The following is a 22,156-nucleotide window of genomic DNA, read 5'->3' as shown; positions in this document are numbered from 1 at the left end:
GGCTCAGACTGCCAAAGGCGCCAGACGTTGCCTGCGCTGGCGCTGAACCAGGAACGAGATTACCGCCAGGGCGACACCCGCCATATCCGTCCACAGGCCGCCTTCGATCATCAGCAGCGCCGCGGCAATCAGCATGATACGGACCACCCAGGCAGCACTGACCTTGCCGAACCAGCCCAGTACGCCACCAGACAACAGGTACACACCAAAGGTTGCGGTCACCAGGGCGCGGGCGATAACAAGCCAGTCCCCATCCATCAACAGTGCACTGTTGTAGAAGAACATGAACGGGACGATAAACGCCGCAATGCCAATCCGGAACGAAGCCACCGACGTTTCCATGGCGTTGGCTCCGGAAATACCGGCCGCCGCGTAGGAGGCCAGCGCAACCGGCGGGGTAATGGCAGAGACCACGGCAAAGTAGAACACAAAGAAGTGTGCTGTCAGCGGCTCAATACCCAGTTGAACCAGGCCCGGCGCCACCACCGACGCAGCCACCGCATAGGCCGCTGTCGTGGGCATTCCCATGCCCAGCAGGATGGAAATGAACATGGCAAATATCAGTGCCAGCAGTTGGCTGGCTTCGGCCACATCCAGCAACAATACCGAGAACCGAGCTCCGACACCGGTGAGAGAAATCACACCCACAATGATACCGGCAGCCGCACAGACCACGATGATCTGGATGGACATCATCGAGGCAATATCCAGGGCCCGAAGGATGGCACGGAGCCCCATCTTGTTCGGGGAGAACCAGCTCACCACCGCCGCCGAGACGGTCGCCAGGGTGCCGGCACGAATCACCGAATAGCCCTCAAAGAGGGCATAGATCAGAATAATGATGGGAATGAACAGGTACACCTGCCTGATCAGCTTGCGAAGCTTCGGCAGCTCGTCCTCACGCATGCCACGCATGCCCAGTTTCGCCGCCTCGAAATCCACCATGAAGTAGACCGATGCAAAATACAGCACCGCAGGAATGATCGCCGCAACAGCGATTTCGGTATAAGGAATACCGGTGATTTCCGCCATGATGAAGGCGCCCGCCCCCATAATCGGCGGCATTATCTGTCCACCTGTAGATGCCGCAGCCTCAACCGCGCCAGCGGATTTCTTGGAGTAACCCACCTTTTTCATCAGCGGGATGGTCAGCGAACCGGTGGAAACCACGTTACCGGCACTGGTGCCATTGATCATACCCATCAGACCAGAGGCAAAGATGGCCACCTTCGCGGGGCCGCCGCGGGAGCGGCCGGCTGCCGCGAAGGCGAAGTTAACGAAGTAATCGCCGACCTTCGACGCCTGAAGGAAAGCGGCAAAGATGATGAACAGAATGATGTAGGTGGAGGACACCGCCGTGGTGGGCCCCAAAATTCCGGCATCGGTATACACCTGACTGAAAAAGCGCTGCACGGACAACCCCGGAAAACCCAGGAAGCCAGGCAGATAAGGACCGGCAAAAACATAAACCAGGAACACCAGACTAATTACCACCAGCGCCAGCCCGGCGACCCGGCGGGTCAGTTCCATGATCAGGGCGGTGCCGGCAACGGCGGCGAAGGAAATGCCCACCGGCGCAAACGAGGTGCCAGTGGTCATACGCATGCTTGTGTTGTAAACCACCAGTAAATAGGCAGCGACGGCAATCGAGCACACAATCAGCACCAGATCGGGCATGCTGAACCGCGAGCGCTCACGCTGATGGAACCAGCCCAGAACAATACCAAGAGCGGTGGCCGCCAGCAGAGGCCAGCCAAAATGCCAGGTTTCCAGCTCGGGCGGAATCCGTATGGTGCCGTTGGCTACCATCTGGCTGAAGGAAAACGTCTGGTAAAGCGCATAAAGGGCAGGCAACAGGGCAACGCCACCAAACCAGGTGGTCCACTTATGGCGCGCGCCACCCTCTTCACGGGATAGAAACCGGGCACCGGCATACAGTATAAAGCCGAGTACCAGCGCACCCGCCACGTGAACGATGCGGTAACTCCAGGTTTCCATCGGGGCAATGTTCAGGGAATAGAGATGGAATGACGAATAGCTGATCGTCAGCACGGTAACAAATTTCAGCAACCAGCCTTCAAACAGGCGACGATTGGCCTCAACCGGCTCCTCGTCAACATCGTGGGCAAGAATATGGTCGTCGTCCGGCAGCGCCGGGGTCGGATCCTTGGGGGAGTGTTCGGTGGTCATGATAAACCCTGCCTACAGGAAAAACTGGGCCAGCATTAAGCCGGCCGGCCGACGGGGGCCAGCATCGGCCCCCTGACACATAACGATAGTTACTTGATCTGGCTTTCAGGAATCTCGTAACCGTTTTCGTTGAACCAGCGAGCCGCACCCGGATGCCAGGGCAGAACGGTGTTCTTGGTATAGTTTTTCGGGATGGACGTCTTTGCCGCCTTGTGGATGGAAACCATCTTGTCGTTGTTCTCCATGGTCAGCTTGGTAATTTCATACACCAGGCTTTCCGGAACGTCGCAGTTGGCGATGGCAAAGTTCCACATGGATACCACACGAGAGTCTTTTTCCAGGGATTGGTAAGTGCTCGCCGGAATGACAAACTCGGAGACCGGGAAGTTATCGGTGATCTTCTTGGCTTCCGCGTCGGTCATGCCGATGATGTTCACGTCGGTCTGAACTTCCAGTTGGCTGACAGCCGGGATGGGGATACCCGCGGCAAAAGCCACCACGTCAATCAGACCATCCTGGAGCTGCCCACCCAGATCAGACCAGCTGCCATTACGGCGCTCGAAATTCACACCCAGGGTTTCCATCATGCGCGGGAAATAGGTATCCGAAGTGGAGCCGGCAGGGCCAAAGCCGATCGTGGCGCCATCAGGAATATCAGAAATGGAGGTAATGCCCGAGCTGGACAGGGCGGTAACAGAGAACGGGGTCTGGTACATCGGGAAGATGGCGCAGACGTTGTCCATCTGTAAACCCGGAGCCAGAGGGCTGTTGCCTTCCATGGATTCCCGGGCCGGACCCATGGTGGTCAGACCAAACTGCAGATCACCGGTGTGCACCAGCGCCATGTTCTGCATCGGGCCGCCAGTAATCTCGGCGCCGCCGGAAATCCCAAGGTTCTCAGCCACAAAGTTGGCCCAACCGGAACCATAGGCGAAATAGGTTCCGCCCTGACTTGCCGTACCCACGGTAAAGTTGTCCGGCCAGCCTTCACGATCCTGAGCAGCAACCGGATTAGCCACGACCAGGGTAGACGCGAACGCTGCCGCCATAACGATTTGGGTTTTCATAAAGAATGCTCCCCGTTTCATTTTGTTTGTTTGTTTGTTTGGGTTCTCGACGTCGCCTCAACCGGGCGGCGTTGGCACATCTGAAGGCAAGGACCAGACCAGGTATGAAACTACCTTATAAAACAGTGCATTCCTGCAATCATCTGAACATCCAAGGTAAGAGAATGGGTGGATCTCCACCCATTCAAATAAGGCAATGGGTGAATACCTACAACTTTGGCCAGACAAAAGTAGAGTTCGTTAGTTTGATATCAACACTCGCTTCTATATATTGAGGATGGCGATATCCACGAGTTCTTCAGGGATTCGGCCCTCCCTTCCCAGGCGCACGTTCACGAAATATTGCAGGTACTGGCACAAAGCAACGGATTATAGATGATATTGTTGATTCAGGCTGGACGCTCACCGTCATCGCAGCTTTGCTACAACAGTCCGGCAGCGGTGTTGTTTACCCGGTTGCACTGGCTTCTTCTTCGGTAAAAGACTCATGAATCTATCCCATACCGCACAGGCCACCTTATTGCTGACCAGCTTCTTTTCCAAAGCCGGGTCGGAACAGGCGCGGCCGCTGACCAACAAGGAGTGGGGTCGGTTTGCGCTCTGGCTGAGAGACCACAACAGCACCCCCGCCGATTTGCTTAAGTCCGACCCGCTAGCCCTGTTGAAGAGCTGGCATGATGCCAAAATCACCCATGACCGGATTGTCAGTTTGCTCAACCGCGGGCACAGCCTGGCGTTGGCGGTCGAGAAGTGGCAACGAGCTGGCCTTTGGGTGGTTACCCGCTCAGACAAAGAATACCCCGTGCGTCTGAAACAAAGGCTCAAAACCGACTCACCTCCAGTGCTGTTCGGCTGTGGTAACAAAGCGCTTCTCAATAGCGGCGGCCTTGCGGTTGTCGGTTCCCGCAGTGCCAATGAAGAGGATCTACAGTTTACCCAGCGGGTCGGTGCCAAGGCTGCCTCAGAGGGTATCGCCATTGTGTCTGGCGGTGCTCGCGGCGTGGATGAAACCGCAATGCTTGGAGCTATCGACCAGAGCGGCCCGGTGATTGGTGTCATGGCAGACAGCCTGCTGAAGGCAGCCACCAGCGCAAAATGGCGTAAAGGCTTGATGGACGGCAATCTTGTTCTGGTTTCCCCATTCTATCCGGAAGCAGGTTTCAGCGCCGGCAACGCCATGGCAAGAAACAAATACATTTATTGCCTGGCCGACAGTTCTCTAGTGGTTCACTCCGGTAAAAAAGGCGGCACCCTCAACGGCGCTCAGGAAAACCTGAAACACGGTTGGGTGCCGCTCTGGGTAAAACCGACTGATGACGATGACCCTGCCGCCGCCAATGCGGACCTGGTAAATCAGGGCGGGTATTGGTGTGAAGGCAACCTGGACAAGCTTTCCGTCAGAGACGTGCTGGAGAGCAGCAGCGTTAATGGCCAGCAAATCAATGAAAGCAATGATCTGTTTGCTGAACAGCAGCAGCCGCCTTTGTTTGCCGCCAGAGAAGATGCTGAAAATTTTTCGGTCAACAAAGCAGAATCGTCTCTAAGCGTGGAGCCTGCAGACTTCTACCAGCTTTTCCTGAGGGAACTGGGCCGCCTGGCCGAAGAACCGGTTACAGCGGAAACCCTTACGGAAAACACGGGGCTGCACAAGACCCAGGTCAATGAGTGGCTGAAGCGCGCGGTTGATGAGGGTCAGGCCAGGAAGCTGAGTCGCCCGGTACGCTATAAATTCATTAAGGCCGAGTAGTTAAGGATGCCGTTGTTACAGCCATGACTGAAGAAACCCTGGTTCAGGAAGTAACAGCCGATTATCTGTTGAATGAACTCCAATGGAATGAATCCGTCATGGGCATGCATGAGCGCCTGGGTAAGGAAGGCGACCTTGGCCGTACCTCTGAACGTGAGGTGGTGCTAACCCGCTATCTGGGGGAAAAGCTGGTCGAACTTAACCCCGGATTGCCGCAGGTGGCCTATCAGGAAGCCCTGCGAATCGTGACCGAGATCCCGGCAACAGCCAACATTCTGGCGGTAAACCGGGGGAAATACGCCCTGCAAAAGAACGGCGTTGAGGTGAGCTTTCTGAACGACAAAGGTGAACGGGTAAAGAAACGGCTGAGACTGTTCGACTTCAACGACTACACCAACAACCACTTTCTGCTGGTGCGCGAGTTCTGGGTAAAGGGTGATATTTACCGCCGCAGGGCGGACCTGGTCGGGTTTGTGAACGGCATTCCCCTGCTATTCATGGAAGTAAAAAACGTCCACAAAGACATCCGTGCGGCCTATGAGCAAAATCTGGCCGATTACAAAGACACGGTGCCCCATCTGTTTTACCACAACGCTTTTATCGTTCTGGGCAACGGCATTGATGCAAGGGTTGGCTCGGTTTCAAGCAAATTCGAGCACTTCAACGACTGGAAGCGCCTGAAAGAAGATGATGCCGGTGTCGTTGATATGGAAACCCTGCTGAAGGGCACCTGCACCCGACACAATCTGATGGACATTTTCGAGAACTTTACCCTGTTCGACCAAAGTTCAGGCCGGCTGGTAAAGATTGTCGCCCGGAACCATCAGTACCTTGGGGTAACCCGAGCCATCGAAGCGGTAAAACACCGGCAGGAACGTTCGGGAAAACTGGGTGTGTTCTGGCACACGCAGGGGTCCGGCAAGTCCTACTCCATTGTGTTCTTCGCCCAGATGGTTCACCGGAAACTCGGCGGCAACTACACCTTCGTGGTGCTGACCGACCGGGAAGATCTCGACACTCAGATCTACAAAACCTTTGCTGGGTGTGGTTTGGTCGACAACGACAGAGACCCCTGCCGAGCCGAAAACGGGAAGGACCTGAAAGCGCTGATCGGGCAACAAAAAGCCTTCATGTTCACGTTGATCCAGAAGTTTAACCAGAAGGTGGACCCGGAGAACCCCTACTCCGGCCGCGATGACATTATCGTGGTGACCGATGAAGCACACCGGACCCAGTACGGCATCCTGTCCCTGAATATGCGGAACGCCCTTCCCAATGCCAGCTTCATCGGTTTCACCGGCACACCGTTGTTCAAGGACGACGAGATCACCAAGAAAGTCTTTGGTGACTATATCTCCACCTATGATTTCCAGCGGGCGGTGGAAGATAAAGCTACAGTGCCTCTGTATTACGATGCCCGGGGTGAGGAATTGCTGTTCACGGACGACGACGGCAACCGGCACAGCGTGGCAGACCCGAAAGGCCTGAATGAGAAGATTGCAGAAAAACTGGATGAGCTCGAGATTGACGATCTGGACGTTCAGCAGCGCCTGGAACGGGAGCTCAAACGGGACTACCACATCATCACCGCCAGCAGCCGGCTTGATCAGATTGCCAGGGATTTTGTAACGCATTACGCCAATGGCTGGGAAACCGGCAAAGCCATGTTCGTGTGCATCGACAAGATAACCTGCGTGCGGATGCACAAACTCATTGTTTTCTACTGGCAGGAAGAAATCCGAGCCAAAGAAAAGTCATTGAAAGAAGCAACGGACGAACAGGATCTGGCCTGGCGCGAACGCCAGTTGGCATGGATGAAAGAAACTCTGATTGCGGTTGTGGTCTCCGAGGAACAGGGAGAAGTTGCCAAGTTCGAGAAATGGGGGCTCGACATCAAACCCCATCGTCAGTTGATGAAAACCGGCTTTGCCCTGGATGACGGCTCGCGGCTTGGTATGGAGGAGGCATTCAAGTCACCGGAGCACCCGTTCCGCGTGGCCATTGTCTGCGCCATGTGGCTGACAGGCTTTGACGTGCCTACTCTAGCAACGTTGTATCTGGACAAGCCATTAAAAGCCCACACCCTGATGCAAGCCATTGCCCGCGCAAACCGCGTTGCCGAGGGCAAGAATAACGGCTTGATTGTTGATTACTGCGGCATCCTGAAAAACCTGCGTAACGCACTGGCCACCTTCGCCGGCACTGGAGATGAAGGCCATGATGGCAAGCAGGACGAGCAGGAACCGGCAAAACCTAATGCGGAACTTCTGGAGAGCCTGAACGAATCCATCAGTTTTGTCGTCGAGTTCTTCCGCCAGCGGGGCTTTGAGCTTGACCGGATTGTGACAGAAACGGGATTCGGGAAGAACGCCACCATCGCCGAGGCCAAGGAAGTCATCAACCAGAACGACGAAACCCGCAAACGGTTCGAAGTGTTGGCCCGGCAAGTGTTCAACAAGTTCAAAGCCTGCATTAACGTGCCCGGCATCAACACCTACCGGGATACCCGTGATGCCATCAACGTTCTTTATAAGAGCCTGCAGGCTGACAAGGAAAAAGCCGATATTTCAGAGGTAATGAAAGACCTTTATGGGATAGTTGATGCCCATATTGGCACCCGGGAGGACGTGACCAAGTCCGATAACGAAGAGAAGCGGTTATATGATATCAGTCAGATCGACTTTGAGCGTTTGCGCCAGGAATTCGCCCGCTCCACCCAGAAAAATACAACAGTGCAATCTTTAAAACATGCTGTTGAGAAGAAGCTGGCGCGACTGATGATGCAAAATCCCCTGCGGACGAATTATCAGCGGCATTACGAAGAGCTAGTGAAAGAGTACAACCAGGAGAAAGACCAGGTTGTCATCGAAAATACCTTCGAAGCTCTATTGAAACTGGACAGAGAACTGTCAGAGGAAGAAAAGCGGGCCGTACGCGAGGGTTTGGATGAGGAGTCTTTGGCTCTGTTTGATCTGTTGAGCAAGCCGGATCTGCCAAAGAAGGATATTTCCAGAATCAAGAAAGTAGCGGCGTCGTTACTCGATACCCTGAAATCAGAAAGATTAAAGATTGCCAACTGGCGGCAAAAAGAATCGACCCGCGATGCCGTCAAACAACAAATTTTTGATTTTCTCTACGATGATAGAACCGGACTTCCTGTCGATGACTACGAAGATGAAGAGATTTCAGTGCTTACCGAAAAAGTGTTTCTCCATGTTTATCGGGCTTACCCTTCCGTACCCTCACCTATCTACAATTAAGTAACGATTACCACCGCCCCTGCAGTGTCGCCACAATCCGGCGGCCATCGGCCCGGTCCCGGTGCTCGCACAGGTAAACCCCCTGCCAGGTACCCAGGGCAAGGCGGCCATGGTTTACAGGCAGCATCAGGGACGGGCCGATGAGGATGCTCTTGATGTGGGCCGGCATATCGTCCGGCCCCTCCATCACATGCTCATAGTATGGCGCATTCTCCGGCACCATCACGTTGAAGTGGCGCTCCAGGTCGCCCCGTACATCCGGATCGGCGTTCTCGTTCACCGCCAGGGACGCGGAGGTGTGCTGGATAAACAGATGCAGCAGCCCAACTTCACAGTTGGTGAGCTCCGGCGCCTGGGCAATGATCTCATTGGTTACCAGGTGAAACCCGCGAGGTAGCGGTGCCAGTTCAATGAAGGTCTGATCCCAGATCATAGCGAACCTCGTGATTATCTCTGTCGGTCGTCCCAGGGATGAACGGGAATCACATCGTCGCCCACATCTCCCTCGTAGCTACTGCGGAAATAATCCATGGCCTTTTCCGCCTCACTGAGTTCATCGAACCGGGCAATGTGGTAGATGGCCTCGCCTTCGTTCACCAGCGGCAGGTTATTGACGCAGATAACGATGCCGGAACAGGGCGAGAGCACGGCGGTTTCGGACTCTCCGAACGGGTCCGCCACCATGGCCAGTTTCTGGCCTTTGCGTACCTTCTGGCCCAGGCTTGCCACCGGGCGCATGATACCGTCTGTGTCCGTTCGCACCCATTGGGAGTTGGCCGCGGTTTCCGAGCGCTTTCTCGGCGCCTTCGGGCCCTTCTTGGCGGGAATCATTTCCAGTTCCCGCATCACCCGGATCACACCTTTTACGCCGCTTGAAATCACCACATCGTCGAACCGCAGGGCTTCACCACCTTCGAAGGTGACCACCGGAATATCCTGGGAATCGGCGTAGGCACGGAGGCTGCCGTCCCGCAAGCCGGCGTTGATAATGATCGGTGCGCCAAAGGCCTCCGCCATGCGGGTGGTCTCCGGGTTTTTCAGTTCCGCCCGGATCTGCGGCAGGTTGAACCGATGGATGGCACCGGTATGGAGGTCAATGATGTGAGTAACCTTTTCCATGATCTGCGTGCGCAGCAAATACGCAATACGACCACCCAGGGAACCGGTTTCACTGCCGGGGAAACACCGGTTCAGGTCTCTCCTGTCCGGCAGGTAACGGGTGCGTTGCACGAACCCGAAAATATTGACGATGGGCACCGCCACCAGGGTGCCTCGCAGATGCCGCAGGGCGGAATTGGTCAGCACGCGGCGGACAATCTCCACACCGTTGATTTCGTCCCCGTGAATGGCACCACACACCATCAGAACGGGCCCACCCCGGCGACCATGTACCACTTCCACCGGAATATGCAGCGGCGTGTGGGTGTAGAGTTTGGCCACCGGCACTTCAACGGTCTGCCGGGTGCCGGCCTTGATCTGGGTACCGGCAATTTCAAAAGGCGCACGGGCCATGTTCTAGCCTCTCCCCTTGGTCCGGGTTTTCCAGGGTTGCTGGTTCTTCTCGGTCCAACTGATGATCATACCCGCCACATTTTTGCCTGTGGCATTCTCAATGCCTTCAAGGCCGGGGGATGAATTCACTTCCATCACCAATGGACCACGACTGGAACGCAGCAGATCGACACCGGCCACATTCAGGCCCATGGACTTCGCCGCGGTAATGGCTGTCCGGCGTTCTTCCGGCGTTATCCGCACCAGAGAGGCACTGCCTCCCCGATGCAGGTTGGACCGGAACTCCCCCTCCGCGCCCTGTCGCTTCATGGCGGCTATTACCTTGTCACCAATCACAAAACACCGGATATCGGCACCACCGGCTTCCTTGATGAACTCCTGCACCAGAATGTCGGCCTTCAGCCCCATAAAGGCTTCGATAACGCTTTCCGCCGCCTTCCGGGTTTCTGCCAGAACCACGCCAATGCCCTGGGTTCCCTGCAGCAGCTTGATGACCACCGGCGCGCCCCCCACCATTTTCAGGAGCTCCGGTACGTTGTCGGGTTTGTTGGCAAAACCGGTCACCGGCATCCCGACACCTTTGCGGGCCAGTAACTGCAGCGAGCGCAACTTATCCCGGGAACGGGTGATGGCAACAGATTCGTTGACCGGAAATACCCCCATCATCTCGAACTGGCGCAATACCGCCGTGCCGTAGAAGGTAACCGATGCACCGATCCGGGGGACCACCACATCGAAATCCTCGAGCACTTCTTCGTGGTAGTGGATCTGCGGCTTGGCTGAGGTGATATTCATGGAACAGTGAAGGCAGTCAATAACCTTTACTTCATGGCCACGGTTAATGCCTTCCTCAACCAGGCGGCGGGTCGAGTAGAGGTGGCGGTTTCGCGACAATACTGCAATTTTCATTTTTCAGTCCTTAGGGGCCGGCTCACCGGCAAGATAGGAAGCTTCGGGATAGATCTCTGAGCGCCCGGCCATGGCGGTCCGGCCCAGCAGCATCCGGAACCGCATGGAATCACGGTTGGTCAATGTCATTTCAATAGGCCAGCTCTGACTACCGACAACCAGCGTGGTTTCAATCACCAGGCGCATCTCCTTGTGCCCTCCCGAATCAGAGACATTTCGTTCATCCAGGACTCTGGCATCGCACGCCACAACATGGTGCAGATCGTTCTGTACTGGGTGCACCCAGAAGCGCACCCGCCGCTCACCGTTTTCGGTGTATGGCTCGGTGCGGAATGTATGAAGGCAGGACGTTCGGGCACCGGTATCAATCTTCGCCTTGATACGGCCGATATCCAGGTCCGGCAACGCCACCCATTCACGCCAGCCGAGGCTGATCTTGTTCCCGGCGGGTGTCTGGGCAACGGTTTTGATGACTTCAGCGGTCTTTCTCGGCATCCAGGAGATCCTTTTCTGTGTTTTTTTCCGGCCCCAACAGCTGAACACGGAAGGGCTCCGAATGGCTACCCGCGTAAACGCTGGTATGGGGGAACGGAATTTCAATGCCTTCACGGTCCAGCGCTTTCTTGATCGCCACCATCATGCCACTCCGGCCTTCGAGCACCTTTTCCTTTGGAACCCAGAAGGAAAACTGCAGATCCACGGAAGACGGACCAAACGCCGTCACGAGCGTAAAAGGCTTGGGCTCCTCAAGGCAGTGCGGGTCTTTCTCAGCCAGCGCCAAAAGCAGTGCCTCCACTCGCTCCACATCTTCAGCGTAGGCAATCCCGACGGTCAGGTCGAGCCGACGGATCGGGAACCGGGAACGGTTGACCACCCGGGTCTTGATCAGGGTTTCGTTGGGAATACGCACATACAGGTTGTCCGGGGTGCGCAGTTTCACGCTGAGCATATCGATACCAATGACTTCACCCAGGGTGGCATCCACTTCAATAAAAATCACCAATTTCAAAGGGCTTCTCAACCAGCAGAAACAGACCGCTGATCATGTTGGACGCAGAGGTCTGTGACGCAAAACCGATGGCCACGGTGAGTATACCGGCGGCGCCCAGCACTACATCCAGAGAGAAACCGGCTTCCCTCAGCGCCGCGATACTGAACACGACAACGATGACGTAAAACACCAGCCGCCGCACCATCACGGTGTGGTGGCGGGAGGACCGCTGCGCCATAAATCTGGAAACGCTTCGGGCGGCCAGCGAGGCGAGAAAGAGCCCGAGCACCAACAAAAAGGCGGAACTGAGCCACTGGCCCCAGGCGATGTCGGTGAACACTTTCAAAACGCCTGTTTCAATTGCCTCTAGCAAAGCATCAACTCCGTCAGATCCGTTTTAACCAAACACCCGATCGAAAGCCCGCACCAGGCGACCACGGGTCAGTTTTTCCCTGGCGTCCGCCACGGGCCGGCAGGTTCCCGCAGCTGCCAACACTGACTCATCGACATGCAGACTGGCGGAATTCATATCCGTCTCCACCTCCACCATTACCCCGGGCGTCCAGAGCTGCCCACGCTCGTTCCGATGCAGCGAAAGCAACGGGGTGGGCAGACTGAAGCGTTCGAGCAATAGAGGTTCGGAGCGCCGGTTGATCAGGGTAACCGGAGTCACCGCCCGCCAGGGTCGTTTGGGGACAGCTTCCAGCACGAGCCGCGCGAAACTCGTTGAGGAATAACAGAGCTCTCCCTCCATGGTGTTCTTCCCCACCCAGGTCAGGGAGGGAAGTGCGAGGGGGATTTCCGTTAACAGGGATTGGTTTTCACCCACACAAACCTTCATCCAGACAGGCGTCCCCACATAAATCGTGCAGCGCCCGCCCGCTGGAATCGTAAGGGGCTGGTAGGGACGTATCACGGTAGGCCGGTTGGCGACGGCCGGCACAAACGTGACCGTCGACGACTCATCCTCCCGGATAAACCGTTGCACGGGGACCGTAGCTGCCGGCAGGGTGTGACCAATGGTTTCCGTCCAGCTGGCGGGATCGGCATCCAGCTCCAGCGCTTCAGAACGGATCTGCCATTCCAGGTCCAGCAAGGTAACCCACAAACGAATGTGGCCCAGCTGGTGATACTGGGTCTGCCCGGAGGCCAGAGAGTATGGCTGGGCCCAGACGCCGTCCCGGCGGCCTTCAGTGTTATTCTCCATTCCCGGCACAAAACTCCCTGAAACGCTGCAGCCTGAAGTGCAGGCGAAATCGTAGGCAAAGGTGACTTTACTATAATCCAATCCGCCACCCCGGGCGAATATCCAAGTCAGTGATTTTATTGAAACACCGGGCTGTAATTACCCCTACACCAATTCCTCAGACGACTATGGACTACGGATGACACAACTGGTCTGGTTCAGAAACGATCTCCGGGTTGCCGACAACCCGGCTCTCACGGCGGCCTGCAAGGGCGCCGAACACGTGCGCGCCTGCTTTATTCTCACCCCGGGCCAGTGGCAGGAACACAACTGGTCACCGGCTCGCGTGCAGTTTGTGATAGCCCACACCAATGCCCTCTCCGGGGAACTGGCCAGACTGGGCATACCGCTCGCCTTTATCCAGGCCGAACGCTTTGAAGACAGCATCCGTAAACTGGAAAGCCACTGCGCTGAACACGGCATTAAAACGCTGCACTTTAACGAAGAGTACGGCGTTAACGAGCGTAAGCGGGACAAGGCCATCAAGCACCGCTTTGATGACCTGAACATCCGCGTGTGCAAATACCGTGACCAGACCGTTGCACCGGTGGGCGAGATCCTCACCCAGCAAAACGAGCCCTACTCGGTGTTTACCCCCTTCTCAAGGCGCTGGCGCAGCTGGATCGACGAAACCCACCCAGGTTTGTTCCCGGCTCCGAAAGCCCGGGGCAATTCAGTGCAGCCTGAAAAAATCGACACCATTCCGGAAGCGTTCCGGAACGCGCCGAAGCCACTGGTGCCAACCGGCGAAGACGCCGCCCACGACCAGCTCGAACGGTTTCTGCAGGAACGCGGCGGCAACTACAAAGCCGAACGGGACTTCCCCGCCATCGAAGGAACCAGCCAGCTCTCCCCTTACCTGGCAAACGGCGTGCTTTCGGGCCGCCAATGCCTGCTGGCCGCAAAACAGGCCCAGGGCATGGGCGGCAACCAGGAAGGCCTGGTTACCTGGATCAACGAAATCGCCTGGCGGGATTTCTACATCAACATCCTGTACCACTACCCCCGGATCAGCATGCACCGCGCCTTCAAACCGGAAACCGAAGCCCTGGCCTGGAATCACCCCGGCGGCAACTTCGACGCCTGGAAAACCGGCAACACCGGCGTGCCTATCGTCGACGCCGCCATGCGCCAGCTCAACCACACCGGCTGGATGCACAACCGCCTGCGCATGATCACCGCCATGTACCTCACCAAAAACCTGTTCATCGACTGGCGCCTGGGCGAGGCCTACTTCATGTCCCGGCTGGCAGACGGATTCCTGGCCTCCAACAACGGCGGCTGGCAATGGAGCGCCTCCACCGGCACCGACGCCGCGCCCTACTTCCGCATCTTCAACCCGGTCACCCAAAGCGAACGCTTCGACCCCAACGGCGAATTCATCCGCCAATGGATTCCTGAACTGGCCAAACTGGACAACAAACGGATTCATGATCCGGGCGCGAAAAGTGGTGTTATTCCGAAAGGGTATCCGAGGCAGATCGTTGATCTGAAAGAAAGCAGGAAAGAAGCAATCGCCAGGTTTCAGGCACTGAAGAACTAAAAAAACAACGAGGCGGACCGCCGCAGAGTGCAGAGCTATGACGCAGGGTCGGGGACGGCCTTCCCAAAACTGTGCGGAGCCATGGATGGCGGAGCCCAAGCGTCACAGGGACGTGCCGCAAGGAGCGTGTTTTGGGAAGGCCGTCCCCGACCCTGCAGCCCGAGAGTTGGACTGCCAGCTCAACTCACAGAGCTACTCCGAGCAAACAGGGCAGGAAGGATCCCGAACCAGCTTCATTTCCCGCCACTGCATCTCCCAGGCATCCAGAATCAACAGCCGGCCAACCAGAGGCGTACCCACACCAGATATCACCTTGATGGCTTCCATGGCCTGGGCTGAACCGATCATCCCCACCAATGGCGCAATCACCCCTGCCTCCGAACAGGTCAGATCCTCATTGCCCTGCTCCGGATACAGGCAGTGATAACAGGGACTGCTCTGCTGACGGCTGTCAAACACCGAAAGCTGCCCTTCACCGCGAATGGCCGCACCCGAAATCAGAGGCACCTTCGCCGCCACACAGGCCCGATTGAGAGCAAAACGGGTGCTGAAGTTATCGCTGCAGTCCACCACCAGGCTCGTTTCCTCAACCTGCCTGGCCAGCTCCTCGCCCTCCAGGCGCTGATTCAGGGCAGTCACCGACACCAGCGGATTGATCCGGCGAATACGGCCAGCCAGGCTTTCCGCCTTGGATTCGCCCAGCTGGTTCTGCTCAAAACCGATCTGGCGCTGGAGATTGGCCAGCTCGATGTTGTCGTCATCCACCAGGCTGAGCTGCCCCACACCGGCTGCGCCCAGGTAGAGGCCAACCGGGCACCCCAGGCCGCCTGCGCCGACCACCAGCACCCGGGCGGATTTCAGCCTTTCCTGGCCGGCAATATCGAACCGCGGCATCAGGATTTGCCGGCTGTAGCGCAATAGTTCGTCGTCACTGAGCATCTGCATCTCCGTTGTTGGAAGCGGAGCCGTTCGCCCCGGCAGCCGAACGCCATTTCCCCAGGGTCATCCGGTCCCGGCGGCCATAGTCCTGCAGGCCTCGCACCTCGGCGAAGCCCCGATCACGGAACAGCGCCGCCACCGGCCCGGCCTGATGAAAACCATGCTCCACCAACAACCAGCCACCTTCAACCAGCCAGTCCGGCGACTGTGTCACAATCAACCGGAGATCATCCAGACCATCAGTACCAGAAACCAGAGCCGAGGCCGGCTCGAAACGCACATCGCCTTCACCCAGATGAGGGTCGCTGCCCGGTATATAGGGTGGATTGGAGACAATCAGGTCAAAACGGGCGGGCTCCAGCTGCGAGAACCAGGAACTGTTAACCACCGAAACCGGCAAAGCCAGCAATCTGCTATTTTCCCGTGCCAGCTCCACCGCCTCGTCCACCTCATCGCACGCCGTTATCCGCCAGCCCGGGTGTTCACTGGCCAGAGCCAATGCAATGGCGCCCGTACCGGTACCAAGATCCAGAACCCGGGCCTGTTCCGGTAACGGTAAACCCAGGGCGGTCTCCACCAGGCATTCGGTATCCGGCCGGGGAATCAGGGTGGAAGCACTTACTTTCAGTGGCAGCGACCAGAACTCCTGGTGTCCCAGCAGGTAGGCCACCGGCGTGCCGGCAACGCGCTCTGCCACCAGCGCTTCGAATGTCTCAGCTTGTGATTCAGTGACTTCGCGCTCCGGCCAGGCCCGGAAGCTGGTCCGGCCAAGCCCGGTGATGTGGCTTAACAGCAGCTCGGCATCCAGCCTTGGAGAATCACTGTTGATGCGATCAGCAGCCTGATTTATAAGTGCTTCACAGGTCAGTGAGGGTTTACTGGTCATCGGCGAGGGAGGCGAGCAGTTCCGCCTGGTGCTCCTGCTGCAACGGCACAATCACCGCATCCAGATCACCGGCAATCACTTCATCGAGTTTGTAGAGCGTCAGATTAATCCGGTGGTCCGTTACCCGGCCCTGAGGGAAGTTGTAGGTACGGATACGCTCTGAGCGGTCCCCGCTGCCAACAAGGCTTTTGCGGGTTTCAGCCATGGTCTTTTGCTGTCGCTCAGTCTCCGCATTCTGCAGCCGGGATGCCAGCAGACTCATGGCCTTGGCCCGGTTTTTGTGCTGCGAACGCTCTTCCTGGCACTCCACCACAATGCCGGTGGGCAGGTGGGTTATCCGGATGGCAGAGTCGGTCTTGTTCACGTGCTGACCACCCGCGCCTGACGAGCGGAAGGTGTCCACCCGCAGATCCGTTTTGTTGATCTGGATGGCCTCGGCCTCATCGGCCTCTGGCATTACCGCCACCGTGCAGGCCGAGGTATGGATACGGCCCTGTGATTCCGTTTCCGGCACCCGCTGCACCCGGTGAGCACCGGACTCAAACTTGAGGGCACCGTAGACTCCGTCGCCGGCGACCCGGGCAATCAGTTCCTTGTACCCGCCGTGCTCGCCCTCACTCTCGTTCAGCACTTCAACCTGCCAGCGGCGACGCTCGGCATAGCGCAGATACATTTTAAACAGATCCCCGGCAAAAATGGCCGCCTCATCTCCGCCGGTGCCAGCGCGGATCTCAAGGAACACGTTCTTTCCGTCATTGGGGTCTTTCGGCAACATCAGGCGCTGGAGTTCCTCGTCCAGCTCCTGGTTTTTCTGCTGCGCGAGTTTCAGCTCTTCCTCGGCCATCTCCCGCATGTCTGCGTCGCCATCTTTCGCCAGCTCTCTGGCAGCCTCGATATCATCGAGCGACTCTTGCCAGGCCTGGAAGCAATGAACAACAGGCTCAATCTCGGCAAACTCCCGGGAAAGCTCCCGGAATTTGTCCTGCTGCGAGATGGTGGAGGAATCGCTGAGCAACGCGCTGACTTCCTCGAAACGTTCTGTAAGCTGCTCGAGGCGGGACTGGATCGATGGCTTCATAGTTTTTCCGGGGTAGTCGTCGCGTCCGCGTCCAGTGCATCCAGCTGGTGCAACTCACGCAGCCACTCTGTCACCTCGGTCCGACCTTCTGTCGTGGCCTTGCGAACCTGAACAGAAGGTTCATGCAGGAGTTTGTTGGTAAGCCCCCGTGCCATGCTGCGCAGCACGGTCTCGGGGTCTGTTCCGTTGCGCAGGGCGCGCAGGGCTTTTTCGGTCTCGGCATCGCGCAGTATTTCAGCGCGCTGACGGAACTGCTTGAGGGTAGACACCGCATCCAGTGCCCTCAGCTGGTTCAGAAAATCCTGAACCCCTGCAGCCACCAGATTCTCCGCTTCCCGGGCAGCGCCCTCACGGGAACGGATGTTTTCTTCGATGACCTGGCGCAGGTCATCGACGGTATACAAATAGACGTCTGCCAGCGAGGCCACTTCCGGTTCGATATCCCGGGGCACCGCAATATCCACCATGAAATAGGGACGGTGCTTGCGCTTCTTCAGGGCACGCTCAACAGCGCCCTTGCCAAGGATCGGCAGCGGACTCGCGGTGGAAGAAATAATAATGTCAACATCGGCCAGGTGGTCCGGAATTTCGGAGAGGACAATCCCCTTGCCGCCACGGGATTCAGCCAGCGCCTGCGCCCGCTCCAGGGTACGGTTGGCCACCAGGAAATCCTTCACTCCGGCATCCGCAAGGTGGCGGGCCACCAGCTCAATGGTCTTGCCGGCGCCAATCAGCAACGCCTTGTTGTGGGACATGTCCGCAAAGATATGGTGAGCCATGCTCACGGCCGCATAGGCCACAGAAACGGGGTTCTCGCCAATGGCCGTCTGGGTACGCACGCGCTTTGCCACAGAAAAGGTGTGCTCGAACAACCGGGAGAGGAAGGAACCACTGGCGCCGTTCTCCCGGGCCAGGGAGTAGGCATCCTTGAGCTGCCCGAGAATCTGCGGCTCGCCCAGCACCATGGAGTCAAGGCCGGCCGCCACACGCATCATATGCCGTACCGCGTCGCCGTCACGATGCACATACAGCACTTCTTCAAGCTCGGCGGCGTCCAGATCATGAAACCCGGCCAGCCAGCGAAGTACCATGGGGGCGCAATCGTCATCACCAGCCAGGTAAAGTTCGGTGCGGTTGCAGGTGGAAAGGATGGCCGCCTCGCTGGCACCGGAGGTCGCCCGGAGTTCCGCAAACGCCTCCGCCATGCGCTCGGGCGTAAACGCCACCCGCTCCCGCAATTCAACAGGGGCCGTGCGATGATTGATTCCCAGCGTTACCAGTGCCATTTCGTGGTTGTACAACCTTTTTGCCGATGAGCGGTGAAATACGCGCAATTACCAGCCATTTTAACGGCCAGAGGCCGGAGCTGCCACCCAAAACCGCTGCAGCTTCGGCAAGTGCGGACAGGTTGGGCAAGATCAGGCGCTTATGCCATTATAGGGGCTCGGCCGAGGCCGGAACCCGATCTACCTCAAAAAAAGGGGCTGGAGAGTGGTTATTTCTGATGCGTTTTCGACAGATCATGGGAAGTTGCATGCACAAATCCGTACCGTTCCTGGTTACCTGCCTGCTTGGCCTGACACTGGCAGGCTGTGCCAGCTTCACCGGCACCGAGGAAATGCCCGCCCCGAAAGAAACAGCTACTGCCGACAAAAAAGCGGATGCACCGCCGCCGGTGGAATACGCAGACTTCGAGCCGGAAACGCTTTATCTGCTTCTGTCCGCCGAAGTTGCAGCCCAGCGCGGCCGCTATGACATTACCCTGGTGAATTACGTCAAGGCCGCCAAACAGTCCCGGGACCCAGGCGTGATCCAACGCGCCATGCGAATTGCCCAGTCCCTGAACGGCGACAACGCCCAGAAACAGCTGGCCGACCTGTGGCTGGAGATTGACCCGGACAGCCTGCAGGCTCACCGGATTTCCGCTATCCAGGCAGTGAAGAGCAATGACCTCCAAACGGCCCTGCACCACATGGAACAAATCATGGACCGGGGCGGCGATGCCGATTTCGACAGCCTGGCGGCCATGGCCACCAACCTGCCGCCGAAACAACAGCAGGAACTGCTCTCTTTATATGAAGATATGTCCCTACGCCGCCCCAACACCCCTGAGCTTGATTACAGCATCGCGCTGCTGCTCAAGATCACGGGGCAACCGGAACAGGCACTGGACCGGCTGGAGCCGCTGCTGGAAGAAAACCCCAACTTCCAGCCGGCGATCATCCTTAGAGCTGATCTGCTCTATCAGACCGGCGAGAAAGGCAGCGCCCTCGACTACCTCCTGGCAAATACCCGGCGCTTTCCCGGCAACCGACAGATGGGCACGCTCTATGGCCGGATGCTGATCAATGAAGGCGAACTGCAGGCCGCCCAGGACGAATTCAGTCGCCTGGTGCAGCAGTACCCGGACACCCCGGGCCTCCGGCTTTCCCACGCACTGGTCGCCCTGGAAAACGGGCAAACGGATCTGGCCAGGCAAGAGCTGACACGGCTGACCGAACAGGGCCAACATGGCAGCGAAGCCAACTATTACCTGGGCCGCATTGAAGACCAGGCCGGCAACACCGAACAGGCCATTGGCTACTACCAGAGCGTTGAACAGGGCAATTACTACTTCCCCGCACTCGCCCGCGCCAGCTCACTGCTTGCCGAAAACGGACAGTTGGATGACGCCGTCGACAGAATCCGGAGACTCCGGGACGCCAACCCCAGACAGGCCGAAAACTTCTGGTTGCTGGAGGTAAACCTGCTCCTCGGCGAAGGACAGCGGCAAGAGGCACTGAGCACAGCAACGGAAGCCCTGGAGGAACACCCCGACAACCTCCAGATCCGCTACGCCCGCGCCATGCTTTACGACACACTTGACCGGGCCGCTGATGCCGAGGCCGATCTGAAGCGGATTGTTGAGCAGGACCCTGAAAACGCCGTTGCCCTGAACGCCCTCGGCTACATCCTGAGCACACGTACCGACCGACTGAGAGAGGCCCGCGGTTACATCGAGAAGGCACTGTCACTGGACCCGGGGAATCCGGCCATTCTCGACAGCATGGGCTGGATCCTGCTCCTTGAGGGGCAGATCAGGCCTGCGCTCGAGCACCTGTCCCGCGCCTGGGCCGCCTATCCGGATCCGGAAGTAGCCGCCCATTACGGTGAGGCCCTGTGGATGAGCGGGGCCGAGGACCAGGCCAGGATCATCTGGCAGAAAGGCCTTGATCAGGACCCCAATCACGAAGTACTCAATGAAACCATAGACCGGCTGACACGTGGTGGTGAGCAGTAATGAAACTTGTCCGAACCCTGGCGGCACTCCTCATGCTCGCCACCCTCGGCGCCTGTACCACCATTCAGCTCGAACCCCTGCCGGAAGGGATGACAGACCAGCCACCTGCGAACTGGACGGCCCGCTCGGCCAGTCTCGGGCAACTGGATCACTGGAAGCTCTCCGGCAAACTGGCGGTCCGCCAGCCATCGGACAGCGGCACCGCCATCATCAACCACTGGATTCAGGACGGCCAGGCCTACGACCTGGCCCTGTCCTCATCGTTTCTGGGCATGGGCAGCACCAGACTCAAAGGCGTCCCCGGCTTTATTGAGCTTACACTCCCCAATGGCGACACCTACCGCTCTGGCGAACCGGAGTCCCTGGTGGAAGCGGCCACCGGCTGGCAGCTGCCCCTGGAGAACCTGACCTGGTGGATCCGCGGCTTGCCCTCACCCGGCAGCGATTACCGCCTGCTGTTTGATGAACAAGGCAGCCTGGCGATCATCCGGCAAGACGGCTGGGAGATCCGCTACGACCGCTGGCGGGACTTTCTTGCCAGCTACCCGGCACTGCCCGCCCGCATCACCGCCCTGAAAGAAGACAAACGGGTGAGGCTGGTGGTCTCCGACTGGCAGGAGCAGGCGCTGTGAGCCTCGGCATCACCCTGCCCTCGCCCGCCAAACTGAACCTGTTTCTGCACATTGTCGGGCGCCGGCCAGACGGCTACCACGAGCTGCAGACCCTGTTCCAGTTTCTCGATTACGGCGACGACCTCACCTTCACCCCTACCCCTGAACGGCCCGGCGCAAGGCTTGAGGAGTCTGTCCCCGGCGTACCCGATGACGACAACCTGGTCATTCGCGCCGCCAAAGCCCTTATGGAGCGCAACCGCGAAGAACTGCCCGGCGTTAACATTCGCATTACCAAACGGCTGCCCATGGGCGGAGGCCTCGGCGGCGGCAGCTCCAACGCTGCGACCACACTGCTCGGACTCAACCACCTCTGGAGCCTGCGCCTCGGCATCGATGAACTGGCCGATATTGGCCTGACCCTGGGCGCCGATGTGCCAGTGTTTGTTCGTGGCCACGCCGCCTTTGGCGAGGGCGTTGGTGAAAAGCTGACCAACGCGAATCCACCGGAAGACTGGTTCGTCGTTATTAAACCTGCCTGTAACATAAACACGGGCAAGATTTTTTCCGAGCAAGGGTTGACAAGGAACACCCCGAGAATCAGAATAGCGCCCGCTTTTGAGGGAGACGCCTCGAGGTACCGAAACGACTGTGAGGATGTAGTTCGCAAACTGTATCCTGAGGTCAACCAGAGCCTGGAATGGCTTTCACAATTCGGACCTGCAAGATTAACCGGAACCGGGGCTTGCATATTTGGACGTTTCCCGACAGAATCCGCAGCCCGGATCATCTGGGAAAGCAAACCCTCCGGCGTCACGGGGTTCGTAGCTAAAGGGGTGAACAGTTCACCTCTGCACAAAAAGCTAACAGAGCTGAAATGATGCCAAAAAAGCACGA

At 57.8% G+C, this 22,156-nt stretch carries 17 protein-coding genes and 1 pseudogene; 6 read left to right on the top strand and 12 right to left on the bottom strand.

Features of this window, described 5'->3' with window-relative positions; genetic code table 11:
* Positions 1 to 3: 3 nt before the first annotated feature.
* Both NLK58_RS18265 and NLK58_RS18260 read right to left on the bottom strand, forming a co-directional pair.
* The gene (locus tag NLK58_RS18265; RefSeq protein WP_117619756.1) at positions 4 to 2,190 is read right to left on the bottom strand and encodes a TRAP transporter permease; all 2,187 of its coding nucleotides are present in this window, start codon (positions 2,188 to 2,190) and stop codon (positions 4 to 6) included.
* Positions 2,191 to 2,279: 89 nt separating this feature from the next.
* Complete coding sequence (locus tag NLK58_RS18260; RefSeq protein ID WP_117619755.1) at positions 2,280 to 3,257, bottom strand: TAXI family TRAP transporter solute-binding subunit; 978 nt, start codon at positions 3,255 to 3,257, stop codon at positions 2,280 to 2,282.
* A 487-nt stretch (positions 3,258 to 3,744) separates the two neighbouring features.
* Between NLK58_RS18260 and NLK58_RS18255 the strand changes: the two genes are divergently transcribed.
* Together NLK58_RS18255 and NLK58_RS18250 are read left to right on the top strand one after the other, a co-directional pair.
* Positions 3,745 to 5,004, top strand: a complete 1,260-nt coding sequence (locus NLK58_RS18255) for a DNA-processing protein DprA (RefSeq protein WP_341581420.1) — start codon at positions 3,745 to 3,747, stop codon at positions 5,002 to 5,004.
* A 23-nt stretch (positions 5,005 to 5,027) separates the two neighbouring features.
* Positions 5,028 to 8,264: a type I restriction endonuclease subunit R gene (locus NLK58_RS18250; RefSeq protein ID WP_341581419.1), complete on the top strand. Its 3,237-nt coding sequence runs from the start codon at positions 5,028 to 5,030 to the stop codon at positions 8,262 to 8,264.
* Positions 8,265 to 8,271: 7 nt separating this feature from the next.
* Here NLK58_RS18250 and NLK58_RS18245 read toward each other — a convergent pair whose 3' ends face one another.
* The 6 genes and pseudogenes from NLK58_RS18245 to NLK58_RS18220 all read right to left on the bottom strand — a co-directional run bounded on the left by NLK58_RS18245 (position 8,272) and on the right by NLK58_RS18220 (position 12,883).
* Positions 8,272 to 8,697, bottom strand: coding sequence for a secondary thiamine-phosphate synthase enzyme YjbQ (locus tag NLK58_RS18245; RefSeq protein ID WP_341581418.1), 426 nt, complete (start codon positions 8,695 to 8,697; stop codon positions 8,272 to 8,274).
* 14 nt (positions 8,698 to 8,711) lie between these two features.
* Positions 8,712 to 9,776 carry a succinylglutamate desuccinylase/aspartoacylase family protein gene (locus tag NLK58_RS18240; RefSeq protein ID WP_117619748.1) on the bottom strand — a complete coding sequence of 355 codons (1,065 nt, stop codon included), beginning with the start codon at positions 9,774 to 9,776 and terminating at the stop codon, positions 8,712 to 8,714.
* A 3-nt stretch (positions 9,777 to 9,779) separates the two neighbouring features.
* Entirely contained in the window at positions 9,780 to 10,685 is a 906-nt protein-coding gene (gene rimK / locus NLK58_RS18235) for a 30S ribosomal protein S6--L-glutamate ligase (RefSeq protein WP_117619747.1), read from the bottom strand.
* Positions 10,686 to 10,688: 3 nt separating this feature from the next.
* Positions 10,689 to 11,180 carry an ATP-dependent zinc protease gene (locus tag NLK58_RS18230; protein ID WP_341581417.1) on the bottom strand — a complete coding sequence of 164 codons (492 nt, stop codon included), beginning with the start codon at positions 11,178 to 11,180 and terminating at the stop codon, positions 10,689 to 10,691.
* A pseudogene (locus tag NLK58_RS18225) lies at positions 11,161 to 12,022 on the bottom strand (mechanosensitive ion channel family protein). The gene NLK58_RS18230 and the pseudogene NLK58_RS18225 overlap by 20 nt, the downstream one beginning before the upstream one ends.
* 51 nt (positions 12,023 to 12,073) lie before the next feature.
* Positions 12,074 to 12,883, bottom strand: a complete 810-nt coding sequence (locus NLK58_RS18220; RefSeq protein ID WP_117619745.1) for a hypothetical protein — start codon at positions 12,881 to 12,883, stop codon at positions 12,074 to 12,076.
* Between the two features lie 178 nt (positions 12,884 to 13,061).
* Here NLK58_RS18220 and phrB point away from each other — a divergent pair, with 178 nt between their 5' ends.
* A complete protein-coding gene (gene phrB / locus NLK58_RS18215) occupies positions 13,062 to 14,465 on the top strand; it encodes a deoxyribodipyrimidine photo-lyase (protein WP_117619744.1) in 1,404 nt (467 codons plus the stop codon).
* 192 nt (positions 14,466 to 14,657) lie between these two features.
* Here the strand turns inward: phrB and NLK58_RS18210 are convergent, their stop codons facing one another.
* The 4 genes from NLK58_RS18210 to hemA are packed head-to-tail and all read right to left on the bottom strand — an operon-like array spanning position 14,658 to position 18,654.
* Positions 14,658 to 15,404, bottom strand: a complete 747-nt coding sequence (locus NLK58_RS18210) for a molybdopterin-synthase adenylyltransferase MoeB (protein ID WP_117619743.1) — start codon at positions 15,402 to 15,404, stop codon at positions 14,658 to 14,660.
* Positions 15,394 to 16,290, bottom strand: a complete 897-nt coding sequence (prmC, locus tag NLK58_RS18205) for a peptide chain release factor N(5)-glutamine methyltransferase (protein ID WP_341581416.1) — start codon at positions 16,288 to 16,290, stop codon at positions 15,394 to 15,396. The genes NLK58_RS18210 and prmC overlap by 11 nt, the downstream gene beginning before the upstream one ends.
* On the bottom strand, positions 16,280 to 17,368 hold the full coding sequence (gene prfA / locus NLK58_RS18200; RefSeq protein WP_117619741.1) for a peptide chain release factor 1: 1,089 nt from the start codon (positions 17,366 to 17,368) through the stop codon (positions 16,280 to 16,282). The genes prmC and prfA overlap by 11 nt, the downstream gene beginning before the upstream one ends.
* The gene (gene hemA, locus NLK58_RS18195) at positions 17,365 to 18,654 is read right to left on the bottom strand and encodes a glutamyl-tRNA reductase (RefSeq protein ID WP_117619740.1); all 1,290 of its coding nucleotides are present in this window, start codon (positions 18,652 to 18,654) and stop codon (positions 17,365 to 17,367) included. Before hemA ends, prfA begins: the two co-directional genes overlap by 4 nt.
* Before the next feature lie 248 nt (positions 18,655 to 18,902).
* On the opposite strand from hemA, the gene NLK58_RS18190 reads away from it, so the two are divergent.
* From NLK58_RS18190 to ispE, 3 genes are read left to right on the top strand one after another with little or no spacing between them, the layout of a single operon-like run.
* A complete protein-coding gene (locus NLK58_RS18190; RefSeq protein WP_341581415.1) occupies positions 18,903 to 20,648 on the top strand; it encodes a tetratricopeptide repeat protein in 1,746 nt (581 codons plus the stop codon).
* Positions 20,648 to 21,280, top strand: coding sequence for a lipoprotein insertase outer membrane protein LolB (gene lolB / locus NLK58_RS18185; protein WP_117619739.1), 633 nt, complete (start codon positions 20,648 to 20,650; stop codon positions 21,278 to 21,280). Before NLK58_RS18190 ends, lolB begins: the two co-directional genes overlap by 1 nt.
* Positions 21,277 to 22,140 (top strand): 4-(cytidine 5'-diphospho)-2-C-methyl-D-erythritol kinase, encoded by an 864-nt coding sequence (gene ispE / locus NLK58_RS18180; RefSeq protein WP_117619738.1) that lies wholly within the window; start codon positions 21,277 to 21,279, stop codon positions 22,138 to 22,140. Before lolB ends, ispE begins: the two co-directional genes overlap by 4 nt.
* The last annotated feature ends 16 nt before the right edge of the window (positions 22,141 to 22,156 follow it).

It is taken from the genome of Marinobacter metalliresistant, assembly GCF_038098645.1.
Lineage (GTDB): Bacteria > Pseudomonadota > Gammaproteobacteria > Pseudomonadales > Oleiphilaceae > Marinobacter > Marinobacter metalliresistant.
Note: the sequence above shows the minus strand (reverse complement) of the source record. Positions and strands in the feature narration are given on the sequence as shown.

Bases quoted from the DNA above. Each gene is read 5' to 3' on its own strand.
- NLK58_RS18230 (WP_341581417.1), bottom strand. From the start codon at position 11,180: ATGCCGAGAAAGACCGCTGAAGTCATCAAAACCGTTGCCCAGACACCC.
- phrB (WP_117619744.1), top strand. From the start codon at position 13,062: ATGACACAACTGGTCTGGTTCAGAAACGATCTCCGGGTTGCCGACAAC.
- NLK58_RS18245 (WP_341581418.1), bottom strand. From the start codon at position 8,697: ATGATCTGGGATCAGACCTTCATTGAACTGGCACCGCTACCTCGCGGG.
- lolB (WP_117619739.1), top strand. From the start codon at position 20,648: ATGAAACTTGTCCGAACCCTGGCGGCACTCCTCATGCTCGCCACCCTC.
- NLK58_RS18210 (WP_117619743.1), bottom strand. From the start codon at position 15,404: ATGCTCAGTGACGACGAACTATTGCGCTACAGCCGGCAAATCCTGATG.
- hemA (WP_117619740.1), bottom strand. From the start codon at position 18,654: ATGGCACTGGTAACGCTGGGAATCAATCATCGCACGGCCCCTGTTGAA.
- rimK (WP_117619747.1), bottom strand. From the start codon at position 10,685: ATGAAAATTGCAGTATTGTCGCGAAACCGCCACCTCTACTCGACCCGC.
- NLK58_RS18240 (WP_117619748.1), bottom strand. From the start codon at position 9,776: ATGGCCCGTGCGCCTTTTGAAATTGCCGGTACCCAGATCAAGGCCGGC.
- prmC (WP_341581416.1), bottom strand. From the start codon at position 16,290: ATGACCAGTAAACCCTCACTGACCTGTGAAGCACTTATAAATCAGGCT.
- NLK58_RS18260 (WP_117619755.1), bottom strand. From the start codon at position 3,257: ATGAAAACCCAAATCGTTATGGCGGCAGCGTTCGCGTCTACCCTGGTC.
- prfA (WP_117619741.1), bottom strand. From the start codon at position 17,368: ATGAAGCCATCGATCCAGTCCCGCCTCGAGCAGCTTACAGAACGTTTC.
- NLK58_RS18255 (WP_341581420.1), top strand. From the start codon at position 3,745: ATGAATCTATCCCATACCGCACAGGCCACCTTATTGCTGACCAGCTTC.
- NLK58_RS18250 (WP_341581419.1), top strand. From the start codon at position 5,028: ATGACTGAAGAAACCCTGGTTCAGGAAGTAACAGCCGATTATCTGTTG.
- NLK58_RS18220 (WP_117619745.1), bottom strand. From the start codon at position 12,883: ATGGAGAATAACACTGAAGGCCGCCGGGACGGCGTCTGGGCCCAGCCA.
- NLK58_RS18265 (WP_117619756.1), bottom strand. From the start codon at position 2,190: ATGACCACCGAACACTCCCCCAAGGATCCGACCCCGGCGCTGCCGGAC.
- NLK58_RS18190 (WP_341581415.1), top strand. From the start codon at position 18,903: ATGCACAAATCCGTACCGTTCCTGGTTACCTGCCTGCTTGGCCTGACA.